This is a genomic window from Pseudomonas frederiksbergensis, from assembly GCF_001952935.1.
Classification (GTDB): Bacteria; Pseudomonadota; Gammaproteobacteria; order Pseudomonadales; family Pseudomonadaceae; genus Aquipseudomonas; species Aquipseudomonas frederiksbergensis.
Genome location: NZ_CP018319.1, coordinates 2,108,596 through 2,120,802, shown reverse-complemented (window position 1 = coordinate 2,120,802; position 12,207 = coordinate 2,108,596). Strand labels below are relative to the sequence as shown.

Sequence of the window (12,207 nt, the reverse complement as noted above, 5' to 3'; positions counted from 1 at the left end):
GTCCGCTCCTGAATGTGACGCAGAGCGTCACGGGCTGCATTCCCACGCAGAGCGTGGGAACGATCCTCAAGGCGAGAACCCATGACTCAACGCGCCACCTACCCGCACTTCCAGCCCATCACCACCCGCTGGCACGACAATGACGCCTATGGTCACGTCAACAATGTCACTTACTACAGCTTCTTCGACACAGCAGTGAACACCTACCTGATCGAAGTCGGCGGTCTGGATATCCATGACGGCGAAGTGGTGGGCTTTGTGGTGAGTTCGGCTTGCGATTACTTCGCGTCCATTGCCTTCCCTGACCGAATCGAAATCGGTTTGCGGGTGGGCAAGTTGGGCAACAGTTCGGTGCAATACGAATTGGCAGTGTTCAAGGCCGGGGAAGACGAGGCCTGCGCGGCAGGGCGTTTTGTGCATGTGTTTGTGGATCGGGCCTCTAATCAGCCGGTGGCGATTCCTGCCGGCTTGCGCGAGGCACTGCAGCGGTTGGTGGTTTGACGGGCAAAAAAAATCGCAGCCCTTGGGCTGCGATTTTTTTGATCTACCGGTCAACGAGGTGATTCAACCTCAGTCGCGATAGCGATGTTTGTGCTTGCGATGACCATAGGCATGACCGCGCCCCGGATGGCCGTCGCGGTAGTAGCGACGATCACCATGGCCACCACGATAGGAACGACGATCATCATCGTCATCGCTCTTGTTGCCCATGTAGTTACCCAGCGCGCCACCGGCACCGCCGCCTGCTGCGGAGCCGATCAGGCTGCCGGTGGTGCCGCCCACGCTGCGGCCGACCACGTTACCGCCTGCTGCGCCCAACGCACCGCCAATAGCGGCTTCGCCACGGCTGCGTTTGTCTGCGCCAACAGCACTACCACCCGCGCCGCCCAGGGCCGCGCCAATGGTGGAACCTGTATTGCCGCCTAATGACTGACCGACGACCGAGCCAAGAACCCCGCCCAATGCGCCGCCCACACCTGCTTCGGTGGTGCCGCCGGCAGAAGCGAAGCCACTGACCAGGCCAAGGGACAACAAGAGAATCGAGGAGAACTTCATAGAGGAACCTCAAGGGGATGACGGCGCGATCCTGAGGCCGTGTCATGGTCGTGACAATCGAAATCCGACGAGTAACACGACTTGAGCACATTTCTATAAGTTACTGTTTTTTAGTCGGAACTTAAGCGTTTTTCGCCGGTCTTTAACTACTTCGGACAGGCCGTTTTCATGCAAAACGGCCTTTTTTGTGGGCGTTTGGAAAGTGATTGATCTGGAATATTCGATTGATCGTTCCCACGCAGAGCGTGGGAACGATCAGGGTCAGGCCGACTTGGCCATGATGAGTCCAGTCTCACTCGCCGCTTCCAACCGGATCGCCACAAACTTCGACGTTGGCGTATGGCTGCCATCCCCAATGCTCTCCAGCGGCACCAGCGGATTCACTTCCGGGTAATAAGCCGCGGCTTGCCCGGCAGGGATATCAAACGCCAGCAGCGTAAAGCCCTTCACCCGACGCACGCGGCCGTCATCCCAGATCGAAACGATGTCAGCCTTCTGCCCCGGCTTGAACCCCAGCCGAATGATGTCGGCTTCGTTGACGAACAACACATCACGCTGACCTTTCACGCCGCGATAGCGGTCATCAAGCCCATAAATCGTGGTGTTGTACTGATCGTGAGAACGCATCGACTGCATGATCAGGTCCGGCAATACGCCGGTAGCGCGAGTGCGTTCGTGCACCAGGTCTTTGGGCAGGACGTTCGCACGGAAATTGGCGCGCCCCGACGCCGTGTTCCAGCGGCGAGCACCGGCGCTGTTGCCGAGGTAGAACCCGCCCGGGTTCTGGATCTTTTCGTTGAAGTCCTTGAAGCCCACCACGGTGTCGGCAATCAGGTCGCGGATGCGCCGGTAATCGGCCACCAGCCAGTTCCAGTCCACCGGTTGGCTGCCCAGGGTCGCGGCAGCGATGCCGGCAATGATCGCCGGCTCCGAACGCATCTGGTTCGACAGCGGCTGCAACTGGCCGTTGGAGGCGTGAACCATGCTGAACGAGTCTTCGACGGTCACCGCTTGCGGGCCTTCGGTCTGGATGTCGATGTCGGTGCGGCCCAGGCACGGCAGGATCAGCGCCTCTTTGCCGTGGGCCAGATGGCTGCGGTTGAGCTTGGTGCTGATTTGTACGGTGAGGTCGCAGTTGCTCAGGGCCTGGAAGGTCCGTGAGCTGTCCGGGGTGGCTTGGGCGAAGTTGCCGCCCAGACCGATAAAGATTTTCGCGCGGCCATCGGCCATGGCATGGATCGCCTCGACCACGTTGTGACCGTTTTCACGCGGCACCTTGAACTTGAAGCGACGCTCCAGGGAATCGAGGAACGCCACCGGCGGACGCTCGTTGATGCCCATGGTCCGGTCGCCCTGCACGTTACTGTGGCCGCGCACCGGGCACAGACCGGCGCCGGGCCGGCCGATGTTGCCGCGCAGCAGCATCAGGTTGGCGATTTCCTGGATGGTCGCCACCGAATGGCGATGCTGGGTGATGCCCATTGCCCAGCACATGATCACGTTCTTGCCTTTGGCGTACATCCGCGCCGCTTGCTCGATTTCAACCAGCGTCAGTCCGGATTGCTGGATGATCTGCTCCCACGAGGTGTCGTCGACGGTGCCCAGGTATTCCAGCACGTTGACACTGTGTTCATTGAGGAAGTCGTGGTCGAAAACGGCAGGCTCACCCGCCTTCTGTGCGTCACGCTCCCACTGCAGCAGGAACTTGGCCATGCCGCGCATGATCGCCATGTCGCCGCCCAATGCCGGACGGAAGTACGCGGTGTTGGTCGGCTTGTCGCCGTTGGTGAGCATTTCGATCGCGTGTTGCGGGTGCTGGAAGCGTTCCAGGCCGCGCTCTTTCAGCGGGTTGATGCAGACCACCTGAGCGCCGCGTTTTACCGCTTCGCGCAACGGTTCGAGCATCCGTGGATGGTTGGTGCCAGGGTTCTGACCCCAGACAAAAATCGCGTCGGCGTGTTCGAAGTCGTCGAAGGTGACGGTGCCTTTGCCGACGCCGACACTTTGCGCCATGGCCACACCGCTGGCCTCGTGGCACATGTTCGAGCAATCGGGGAAGTTATTGGTGCCATAGGCGCGCACGAACAATTGATACAGGTACGCCGCTTCGTTGCTGGCGCGGCCCGAGGTGTAGAACTCGGCCTGATCCGGGCTCGACAGGCCCTGCAAATGCTTGGCGATCAAGGAGAACGCGGCTTCCCAGCTGATCGGCTTGTAGCGATCGGTTGCGGCGTCATAGCTTAATGGCTCGGTCAGACGGCCCTGATATTCCAGCCAGTAGTCGCTCTGTTCCAGCAATGAACTGACGCTGTGTTTGGCAAAGAACGCGCCGTCGACACGGCGCTTGGTCGCTTCCCAGTTCACCGCTTTGGCGCCGTTCTCGCAGAACGCCACCATGCCGGCTTCCTTGGAATCGCCCCAGGCACAACCGGGGCAGTCGAACCCGCCGTTCTTGTTGGTTTTGAGCATCATGCGCAGGTTTTTCAGCGCGTTGTCGCTGGTCAACCAGGCGCGGGCAACGCTGGCCAGCGCGCCCCAGCCACCGGCTGGGCCTTTGTAGGGCTTGTAACGCGGAACGGGTTTCTGGTCGGCTTGTTGATGTTGACTCACGCTGGGTTCTCCGTCGCGGGGCTGTAGACCCGCGGCGCATTTTTCTGCGGCAGGTGGATGAGATTGAGGTTGTGGCGACGGGCCCATTGCACGGCAAGGCCCGTGGGCGACGACAGGCTGACCAGGGTCTGGATACCTGCGCGCAACACTTTTTGGATCAATTCGAGGCTGCAACGACTGGTGACAATCACCAGCCCGCCGGTGGTCGGGATCTTCTGACGGATCAGTCCGCCAATCAGTTTGTCGAGGGCATTGTGTCGGCCGATGTCTTCGCGACCCAACAGCAATTGGCCCTGACTGTCCATGAACACGGCGGCGTGCACCGCGCCGGAGTACTGGCCAAGAGGCTGGAATGCTCCGATGCGCTGACGCAAGCCATCGAGCCATTCGGCGGGCGGCAAGGGTGCGCCGGGCAACACCTTGAGATCAGGCAATGCCTGCTCCACCGCTTCCACGCCGCAGAGCCCGCAACCGCTGGTGCCAGCCATTTGCCGACGCTGTTGCTTGAGGTTCCAGAAGGCGCGGTTGGCGATGGTCACTTGCGCGTATTGCGCTGAACCCGAGCCGCTGAGTTGCAGGTCATAGATGTCGCAGGCGTCTTCGATGATGCCGCTGCCGAGGCTGAAGCCGACGATGAAGTCTTCAAGGTCCGTCGGCGTCACCAGCATGACCGCCTGACTGATGCCGTTATAAGCGATCGCCAACGCGACTTCTTCAGCCAGCGCGGTGCTGGCCGATTCCGTGTCTTGAAGGTCGCAGTAACTGTAGGTCTGGCTTGCGGCGGGCGCTGGCGTTTCGAGGGCTGGCGCCGCGCAGGCAGGGCGCTTGGCGTTCATGAGGTATCACCGAAGGGTTAGGCTGCCTTAAGCCTAGGCGCGTCAACTTGTCGCGTCTAATCGCTAATACTGATCTACCGATAGATGACGTCGATCAAGAGCTAGGCAGCGATTGCTGAAGTATCGCGAAACAGGCTTCCGCGAGCGCCGACCGCGGGGCGCTGCGACGCATGATCAGCCCCAGCCGGGCGAGGGTTTGCGCATTTTCGATAGGGTGCAGACGCAAATGATCGGTGAGTTTTTCCAGGCCGCCGTCCATTGGCATCACGGCGCAGCAGAATCCACCGTGCACCGCTTGTAACAATTGGTGGACGGCATCGGTCTGCAGCAACAGTTGCGGGGTGAGGCCGCGACTGTGGAAGTTGTGGTCGATGGACTGGCGAAAATGCATGCCGCTGGAAAGCATACCCAGCGGCAGTTCGATCAGCGATTCCCAGCTCAGCGGCGCCTCGCCGAAACTGAAGAAGCGCTGATCGTAGAGCAGGCCCATGCGGGTTTCGCTGAATGCCAGGGAATCGAAGCGTTCGCCGTCCAGTCGCTCCAGGTACGAAACGCCCAGATCCAGGCGATTGTTTGCCAGTTGTTCGAGGATCTGCTCGGAACTCAGGGCCGAGAGCTCGAAGCGCAGGTTCGGGTGTTCGGCGTGCAAGCGTTGCATCAGCGGCAGCGGATCGAAGCTCGACAGCGGCACCACGCCCAGACGCAACGTACCGACCAGATTGCCGCGACAGGCCGCTGCCTCGGCCTGCAAGCCGTCGTAGGCCGCCAACACGGTGCGGGCCCACGCCAGCACCCGTTCACCCGGTGCGGTAAAACCTTCGAAGCGCTGTCCGCGATTGACCAGCGGCAACTCGAGTTCTTCTTCGAGGCTGCGCAGGCGCATGGACAGGGTCGGCTGGGTGATGTGACAACGCGCAGCGGCCTGGCCGAAATGCCGGGTTTCGTCGAGGGCGATGAGGAATTTAAGTTGTTTGATGTCCATCTTCGCTCCAGGGCGCGGGAAGGCTTGGATTCTAGCGCTTGCTGGGAAGCGGCGTCATTGGTCGGGTGGGAACCGCAAGTGACGGCCTTGGGCTAGGCTTTTGCGTCTGGAACCCAAAACCCAAGGAGAGCGCACCATGAGTATTTTTAGCTTTGTGAAAGAAGCAGGCGAAAAACTTATCGATCTGCTGACGCCAGGCAACGCCAATGCCAGCGAGCAATTGAAGGAACACATCAGCAAAGTCGGCCTGGGTAACCCGAATGTGCAGGCGACGGTGGATGGCGACAAAGTCACCTTGACCGGCGAAGTCGCCAGTCAGGAAGAGAAGGAAAAAATCCTGCTGGCGGTGGGCAATATTGCCGGTGTCGCTAGTGTGGATGACCAGATCACCGTAAAGGGCCCGGTTGCTCAGGCGGCGCGGTTCGTCACTGTGAAAAAGGGCGACACCCTCAGCGCGATTGCCAAGGCTGAGTACGGCGATGCCAACAAGTACAACAAAATCTTCGAGGCCAACAAGCCGATGCTGTCTCACCCGGACAAGATCTATCCGGGGCAGTCGTTGCGTATTCCTGAGTAAGCCTCGAGGCCGTGTGATGGCCTTCGCGAGCAAGCCCGCTCCCACAGGGTCTGTGTCGTCCACGATGGATGCGAACGACATAGATCCTGTGGGAGCGGGCTTGCTCGCGAAGCAGGCACCTCGGTCTCAAAGCCCTGCAATCAACTCCCGATAATCCCCCACCGCCGCAAACTCGGCCGTGTCCTTCGGCCCTTTGCGGCTGTCCGGCTCACTCACGGCCAACAGATGCGCCACCCCAAAATTCCGCGCACTGCGCAGGATCGGCAAGGTGTCGTCGATAAACAGGCTGCGCGCCGGATCAAAGCCGATGTCCGCCTGCAAGGCATCCCAGAATTGCGGGTTCTCCTTGGCAAAACCGTAATCGTGCGAGCTGATCAACCGCTCGAAATACGGCGCCAGTTCAATTCTTTCCAGTTTCAATGACAGCGAATCGCGGTGAGCATTGGTGATCAGCACCACGCGCTTGCCCGCCTGTTTGATCGCGGCCAGAAAGGTGTCCGCATCCGGTCGCAAGGCAATCAGGTGCGCGGTTTCCAGTTTCAGTTCGCGCACCGGCAACTTGAGCTCGGCGCTCCAGAAATCCAGGCAATACCACTGCAACTGGCCGGCGTTGCGTTCGAACAACGGCTGCAATTCCATCTCGGCCATGGCCCGGCTCACCCCGTGCAATTCGGCGTAACGCTGGGGCAGGTGTTCCATCCAGAAATGGTTGTCGTAGTGCAGGTCCAGCAGCGTGCCGTCCATATCCAGCAGAACGGTGTCGATGTCGCGCCAGGGCAGCAGGGACATAAAAAACTTCTCCAGCGGTAAAAAAGATATCCGACGTAAACAATCAGGATAGGCCGGGTATAGTAACGCGCTATCGCCAAGGAGCCGCTCATGCGCCAGAAACCCACCATCCTCGCCCGCGAGATCGTCGCCACCAGCCGTTTGTTTTGCGTCGAAGAGCTGAAGTTGCGCTTTTCCAATGGCGTAGAGCGCACGTATGAGCGACTGGTCGGCAAGGGCGCCGGTTATGGCGCGGTGATGATCGTGGCGATGCTGGATGCGGACCACGCCGTGCTGGTTGAAGAGTATTGCGGCGGCACCGATGAATACGAGCTGTCCTTGCCCAAAGGCTTGATCGAGCCGGGCGAGGACGTGCTGGCGGCGGCCGAGCGGGAGCTCAAGGAAGAGGCCGGGTACGGCGCGCGGCAACTGGAGCATTTGACTGAGTTGTCGCTGTCGCCCGGTTACATGAGCCAGAAGATCCAGGTGGTGTTGGCCACTGATCTGTACGAAGAAAGCCTGGAAGGCGATGAGCCCGAGCCGATGGGCGTGGACAAAATCAACCTGCGTGAGTTGTCGGCCCTGGCCCAGAACCCGCGATTCACTGAGGGCCGTGCATTGGCAGCGCTGTATCTGGCCCGTGATCTACTGACTCAGCGTGGAGCATTCCAGCCATGATTTTCCCTCATCCGTTGATGGCGCCTGTTGTTGAACTGGCGCTGAAGGCTGGCGAAGCGATACTACCGTTCTGGCGCATCGGTACGGCTGTAACCGCCAAGGCTGACGATTCCCCGGTCACGGCCGCCGACATGGCCGCTCATCATGTGATCCTGGCCGGGCTGACGGCGCTGGACCCGAGCATCCCGGTGCTGTCCGAAGAAGACGCCAACATTCCCCAGAGCGTGCGCGCCGGGTGGCAGCGTTGGTGGCTGGTGGACCCGCTGGACGGGACCAAGGAGTTCATCTCCGGCAGCGAAGAATTTACCGTCAACATCGCGCTGATCGAGCAGGGGCGAGTGGTGTTCGGCGTGGTGTCGATGCCGACCAACGGGCGCTTCTACGTCGGTGGGACGGGTCTGGGCGCGTGGCGTGGCGATAAAGACGCGGCGCCTTCGCCGATTCAGGTTCGCGAGGTGCCTGCTGAGGGTGAAGCGTTTACCGTGGTCGCCAGTCGACGGCATTCAAGTCCTGAGCAGGAGCGCCTGCTGGCCGGGTTGAGCGACAGTTTGGGTGAGCTGCAATTGGCTAACATCGGCAGCTCGTTGAAGTTCTGTTTGTTGGCGGAAGGGGCGGCGGATTGTTATCCGCGGTTGGCGCCGACTTCGCAGTGGGACACGGCGGCGGCGCAAGGCGTGCTGGAAGGCGCTGGCGGTGAGGTGCTGGATTTGAGCGGTGCGCCGTTCAGTTATCCGGCGCGGGAATCGTTGTTGAATGAGTTTTTCCTGGCGCTGCCGGCCAAGGCTGCGTGGCGCGAAAAACTGCTGGAACTCGCCCGCCGTTAAGATCGTTCCCACGCTCCGCGTGGGAATGCAGCCCGTGACGCTCCGCGTCACTGGACGCGGAGCGTCCCTAGAGGCATTCCCACGCGGAGCGTGGGAACGATCTTTTGCTTTAGCGGTGCAACACGTACTGCCCCGTAAACTTCACCGCATCGTCATCACTGTCGGCATTGACGATCCGCGAATGCAGCGTCAACCGCGCCCGTCCATACCGCCGATACATCGCCAAAAACTTCTTCCACACCGCCGCACTCGGCGCATGGCAAATCGCTGTCGCGTCCATGGTCACCGGCAGCGGATAGCTGATCTGTCCTTCCTGAATCACGATGTGCCCGCCTTCAACCCCCTCTTCATGCAAACGCAAATGCAGCCAACCCCAACCGGCCAGCACTGCACCGCAATACAGGCTGCCGCCGAACATGGTGCTTTTGTGATTGACGTTAGCCTCCAGCGGCAAGTGCAGGCGCAGTTGCTGGTCGTGCCAATCGAGCACTTTGAGGCCCATATCCCGCGTCAGGGGAATGTCGCGATGGAGGACGGATTCCAGATGACGGCTGTCGCGGCTCATGCACGGTTCTCTTGTCTGAAGATGATGATTTGACGGTAGCTCAATCGGGTTCGTCGGTGTGGCTGCTGCCACCGTCGGCGAAGTTCAGCCCGTGCTTGCGCAGTTTGTCGTGCAAGGTCTTGCGTGGGATGCCGAGGGCTTCGGCGAGGCTGCGCACCGAGCTGTGAGAGCGCGCCAGTTCGGCGGCGATCAAGCTCTTCTCGAAGTTTTCCACTTGTTCGCTGAGACCACCGCTGACCACTTCGACCGTCATGCCAGCAGCGCCATCGGCGGCGCTATTGTCCAGGGCCAGTTCCAGGCCCAGGGCAAAGCGTTCGGCCGCGTTCTGCAATTCCCGCACGTTGCCCGGCCAGGTGTGGCGCAGCAGCAGGGCGCGTTGTCCCGGTTGCAATTCGTGGGGCGGCAGACCGTGGCGAGCGCTCGCTTCATCGGCGAAATACTGGAACAGCATCAGCGCATCTTCGCCGCGCTCGCGCAGCGGCGGAATACGCAGCGGCGCAACGTTCAGGCGGTAATACAAGTCGGCACGGAAGCGGCCCTGATCGGCGGATTGACGCAGGTCTTCCTTGGTCGCCGCGATGATGCGGATGTCCAGCGGGATCAGCTGATTACCGCCCAAGCGCTCGACGACCCGCTCTTGCAGCAAACGCAGCAATTTCACCTGCACATCCAGGCTCATGCTTTCGATTTCATCGAGGAATAACGTGCCGCCATTGGCAAACTCGAACTTGCCGATGCGGCGCTTTTGCGCGCCGGTAAAGGCGCCTGGCTCATGACCGAACAGCTCGCTTTCTACCACCGACTCGGCCAGGGCGCCGGCATTGATCGCCACGAACGGACCGTTGCGACGGCTCGACAGATCGTGCAAGGCGCGGGCGACAACTTCTTTGCCGGCGCCGGTTTCGCCAAGGATCAGCACATCGGCCTTGGTCGCCGCCAATGCACCAATCTGCTCGCGCAGGCGCAGCATCGGCGCCGATTGCCCGACCAGTCGGGCGCTCAGCGCATTGCGATCGCTCAGGGCCAGACGCAGGCTGCGGTTGTCCAGCACCAGCCGGCGCAGGTCCAGGGCGCGGCGCACGCTGTCGAGCAGGGCGTCGCTGGCAAAGGGTTTTTCCAGAAAGTCATAAGCCCCGGCGCGCATGGCCTGCACCGCCAGCGGCACATCGCCGTGACCGGTGATCAACAGCACTGGCAGTTCCGGGTCCTGGGCATGCAGTTCAGTCAGCAGTTCAAGACCGTCCATGCCCGGCATGCGGATGTCACTGACCACCACGCCGGGCCAGTCGCGTTCCAGTTGCGCGGCCAGGCCCTTGGCTTCAGCGAGCGGCAGGATTTTCAGACCGGCGAGGTCCAGGGTCTGGCTCAGGGCTTGGCGCAGGTGCGGATCGTCGTCGATCAGCACGACCTGGATGCGGTTGTCGATGGTCATGCACTTCGGTCCTCGGACGGTTGCAGGTTCACACCCGGCGCGCCTGCACGCAGCTTCAGGGTAATCAGGGCGCCGCCTTCCTTGTGGTTGGCGAACGACAGTTCACCGCCGAAGGCGCGCATCAGGGTTTCGCAAATTGCCAGCCCTAGCCCGAGCCCCTGAGTGCGGGTCTTGGTGGTGTAGAAGGGCTCGCTGGCGCGGCCAAGTGCCTCCAGGCAGAACCCGGGGCCATTGTCGCGAATGTACAGGTTGACGCCGTCGGCAGTGGATTGGGCACTCAACCAGAGCTTACGCGGCGGGCCTTTTTCCGTCAGGGCGTCCAAGGCGTTGGCCAGCAGATTGCCGAGCACCTGACGCAGACGGGTTTCCCCGGCCTCGACCCACAGGGTGGCGGCCGGCAAGTCGCGGATCAGCTCGACTTCCATGCTGCGTCGACGCTTGGCCAGCAGCGCCAGCGCATCGTCCAGCGCCGGTTGCAGGGCGACGCTTTCCGGGGCGTGGCGATCGCGCCGGGCGAAGGCGCGCAAGTGGGCGATGATCGACGCCATGCGCCCGGTCAGGTCGCTGATCAGCTTGAGGTTGCCCCGCGCTTCGTCGGTGCGCTGATGATCGAGCAGCACCTCGGCGTTTTCTGCGTAGCTGCGGATCGCCGCCAGCGGTTGATTCAATTCGTGGCTGATGCTCGCCGACATGGTGCCAAGGGCCGACAGTTTGCCGGCCTGCACCAGATCATCCTGAGCGCGAACCAGTTCTTGCTGGGCGTGTTCGCGTTCCAGCACTTCCTGTTTCAGTCGACGGTTGAGGCCTTCGAGGTCGCTGGTCCGCTCGGCTACCCGGCCTTCCAGCTCGCGACGGGCCTTGGCTTCGAAAGCGATTCGATCAAGATAATGACGACGGCGCTGCATCATCAGCCCCAGCAGCAACATCAACACCAGCAACGCCGCGCCACCGATGGCGACGACCGTGCGTACCGGGCGATCGATCAAGGTGCGTGGGGCGAGGATGCTGACGTTCCAACCGGTTTCTGCTATGGGCTGGGTTTGCGTCAGCCAGGCGTTGGGGTTGAGCCGCAATGGTTTGGGATCACGGGTCGGATAAGGTTGAATCGCCGTAATCGCCTTGCGTTCTTCTTCGCCCAACGGGCGGGTTGAGCGGAATCGCCACTCGGGCCGCGACGTGAGAATGACCACGCCGTTATGGTCGGTCACCAGCAGTTGTTCCGGGGTTTTGCCCCAGAGGCTTTCGGTGTGGTCCAGGTCGACCTTGACCACCAGCACGCCGATGATTTTTTCGCCACTACGCACGGCGGCGGCGAAGAAATAGCCGCGTTTGGCCGAGGTTGTGCCCAAACCGAAAAAACGCCCGAGCCGCCCGGCCATGGCTTCGCTGAAGTACGGCCGAAAGGAAAAATTGCGCCCCACGAAACTGTCGTGTTTGTCCCAGTTGGACGCGGCCAGGGTCTTGCCCGTGGTGTCCATCAGGTACATGACTTCGGCGCCGGTCTGGGCGCTGATGTTTTTCAGCAAGCGATTGGCGTTGCCTTGGGTGACGCCATCGTCGGGCGCACCGAGGACCGCTCGCAGGGCCGGCAGATCGCCGAGGATCTGCGGCAACACTTCATAGCGGTGCAGGGTGCCCAGCAGGTTGGCGACGTAAAGGTCGAGGGTCTGACGGTTCTGCCCGGCCAGTTCGCTGCGGTAGTAACGCTCGGCCAGATGCTCCAGCGGCCACAGCAATGGCGCCAGGCACAGCGCGAGCAGGGCCAGGCTGCGCCAACGGGGTCTGCGGGGGAGGGTCGGAGTCATGAGCATCGAGCGCCTGTGGGTACAGGCGCATTATGCCTAGGCTTGCGGGCGCAGTCTGCGCGCCGTGGGTCGGG

At 61.5% G+C, this 12,207-nt stretch carries 12 protein-coding genes; 4 read left to right on the top strand and 8 right to left on the bottom strand.

What is annotated here, in order from left to right; translation table 11 throughout:
• Window positions 1-81 precede the first annotated feature (81 nt).
• On the top strand, window positions 82-501 hold the full coding sequence (locus PFAS1_RS09840; RefSeq protein WP_074872585.1) for an acyl-CoA thioesterase: 420 nt from the start codon (window positions 82-84) through the stop codon (window positions 499-501).
• 69 nt (window positions 502-570) lie between these two features.
• Here the strand turns inward: PFAS1_RS09840 and PFAS1_RS09835 are convergent, their stop codons facing one another.
• From PFAS1_RS09835 to PFAS1_RS09820, 4 genes are all read right to left on the bottom strand, one after another.
• Complete coding sequence (locus PFAS1_RS09835) at window positions 571-1,056, bottom strand: glycine zipper domain-containing protein (RefSeq protein WP_076029033.1); 486 nt, start codon at window positions 1,054-1,056, stop codon at window positions 571-573.
• A gap of 261 nt (window positions 1,057-1,317) precedes the next feature.
• Window positions 1,318-3,666, bottom strand: coding sequence for an FdhF/YdeP family oxidoreductase (locus tag PFAS1_RS09830; RefSeq protein WP_076029032.1), 2,349 nt, complete (start codon window positions 3,664-3,666; stop codon window positions 1,318-1,320).
• Entirely contained in the window at window positions 3,663-4,502 is an 840-nt protein-coding gene (fdhD, locus tag PFAS1_RS09825; protein ID WP_076029031.1) for a formate dehydrogenase accessory sulfurtransferase FdhD, read from the bottom strand. Before fdhD ends, PFAS1_RS09830 begins: the two co-directional genes overlap by 4 nt.
• A 94-nt stretch (window positions 4,503-4,596) precedes the next feature.
• Window positions 4,597-5,484, bottom strand: coding sequence for a LysR family transcriptional regulator (locus PFAS1_RS09820; RefSeq protein ID WP_076029030.1), 888 nt, complete (start codon window positions 5,482-5,484; stop codon window positions 4,597-4,599).
• A gap of 136 nt (window positions 5,485-5,620) precedes the next feature.
• On the opposite strand from PFAS1_RS09820, the gene lysM reads away from it, so the two are divergent.
• Window positions 5,621-6,061 carry a peptidoglycan-binding protein LysM gene (gene lysM / locus PFAS1_RS09815; protein WP_076029029.1) on the top strand — a complete coding sequence of 147 codons (441 nt, stop codon included), beginning with the start codon at window positions 5,621-5,623 and terminating at the stop codon, window positions 6,059-6,061.
• 126 nt (window positions 6,062-6,187) lie between these two features.
• Here the strand turns inward: lysM and yrfG are convergent, their stop codons facing one another.
• Window positions 6,188-6,850 carry a GMP/IMP nucleotidase gene (gene yrfG, locus PFAS1_RS09810; RefSeq protein WP_076029028.1) on the bottom strand — a complete coding sequence of 221 codons (663 nt, stop codon included), beginning with the start codon at window positions 6,848-6,850 and terminating at the stop codon, window positions 6,188-6,190.
• A gap of 90 nt (window positions 6,851-6,940) precedes the next feature.
• On the opposite strand from yrfG, the gene nudE reads away from it, so the two are divergent.
• Both nudE and cysQ read left to right on the top strand, forming a co-directional pair.
• Window positions 6,941-7,507: an ADP compounds hydrolase NudE gene (gene nudE, locus PFAS1_RS09805; protein ID WP_008149334.1), complete on the top strand. Its 567-nt coding sequence runs from the start codon at window positions 6,941-6,943 to the stop codon at window positions 7,505-7,507.
• Entirely contained in the window at window positions 7,504-8,331 is an 828-nt protein-coding gene (gene cysQ / locus PFAS1_RS09800; protein WP_076029027.1) for a 3'(2'),5'-bisphosphate nucleotidase CysQ, read from the top strand. The genes nudE and cysQ overlap by 4 nt, the downstream gene beginning before the upstream one ends.
• Window positions 8,332-8,440: 109 nt before the next feature.
• Here the strand turns inward: cysQ and PFAS1_RS09795 are convergent, their stop codons facing one another.
• From PFAS1_RS09795 to PFAS1_RS09785, 3 genes are read right to left on the bottom strand one after another with little or no spacing between them, the layout of a single operon-like run.
• Window positions 8,441-8,896: a YiiD C-terminal domain-containing protein gene (locus PFAS1_RS09795; RefSeq protein ID WP_076029026.1), complete on the bottom strand. Its 456-nt coding sequence runs from the start codon at window positions 8,894-8,896 to the stop codon at window positions 8,441-8,443.
• A gap of 40 nt (window positions 8,897-8,936) precedes the next feature.
• Window positions 8,937-10,328, bottom strand: a complete 1,392-nt coding sequence (locus PFAS1_RS09790; RefSeq protein ID WP_076029025.1) for a sigma-54-dependent transcriptional regulator — start codon at window positions 10,326-10,328, stop codon at window positions 8,937-8,939.
• Window positions 10,325-12,133, bottom strand: a complete 1,809-nt coding sequence (locus PFAS1_RS09785; protein WP_074880443.1) for a sensor histidine kinase — start codon at window positions 12,131-12,133, stop codon at window positions 10,325-10,327. Before PFAS1_RS09785 ends, PFAS1_RS09790 begins: the two co-directional genes overlap by 4 nt.
• Window positions 12,134-12,207 lie beyond the last annotated feature (74 nt).

What these genes read in the sequence shown, in the direction of transcription:
- cysQ (WP_076029027.1), top strand. Translation starts at nt 7,504, where the DNA reads ATGATTTTCCCTCATCCGTTGATGGCGCCTGTTGTTGAACTGGCGCTG.
- PFAS1_RS09785 (WP_074880443.1), bottom strand. Translation starts at nt 12,133, where the DNA reads ATGACTCCGACCCTCCCCCGCAGACCCCGTTGGCGCAGCCTGGCCCTG.
- fdhD (WP_076029031.1), bottom strand. Translation starts at nt 4,502, where the DNA reads ATGAACGCCAAGCGCCCTGCCTGCGCGGCGCCAGCCCTCGAAACGCCA.
- PFAS1_RS09840 (WP_074872585.1), top strand. Translation starts at nt 82, where the DNA reads ATGACTCAACGCGCCACCTACCCGCACTTCCAGCCCATCACCACCCGC.
- PFAS1_RS09795 (WP_076029026.1), bottom strand. Translation starts at nt 8,896, where the DNA reads ATGAGCCGCGACAGCCGTCATCTGGAATCCGTCCTCCATCGCGACATT.
- PFAS1_RS09820 (WP_076029030.1), bottom strand. Translation starts at nt 5,484, where the DNA reads ATGGACATCAAACAACTTAAATTCCTCATCGCCCTCGACGAAACCCGG.
- nudE (WP_008149334.1), top strand. Translation starts at nt 6,941, where the DNA reads ATGCGCCAGAAACCCACCATCCTCGCCCGCGAGATCGTCGCCACCAGC.
- yrfG (WP_076029028.1), bottom strand. Translation starts at nt 6,850, where the DNA reads ATGTCCCTGCTGCCCTGGCGCGACATCGACACCGTTCTGCTGGATATG.
- lysM (WP_076029029.1), top strand. Translation starts at nt 5,621, where the DNA reads ATGAGTATTTTTAGCTTTGTGAAAGAAGCAGGCGAAAAACTTATCGAT.
- PFAS1_RS09835 (WP_076029033.1), bottom strand. Translation starts at nt 1,056, where the DNA reads ATGAAGTTCTCCTCGATTCTCTTGTTGTCCCTTGGCCTGGTCAGTGGC.
- PFAS1_RS09790 (WP_076029025.1), bottom strand. Translation starts at nt 10,328, where the DNA reads ATGACCATCGACAACCGCATCCAGGTCGTGCTGATCGACGACGATCCG.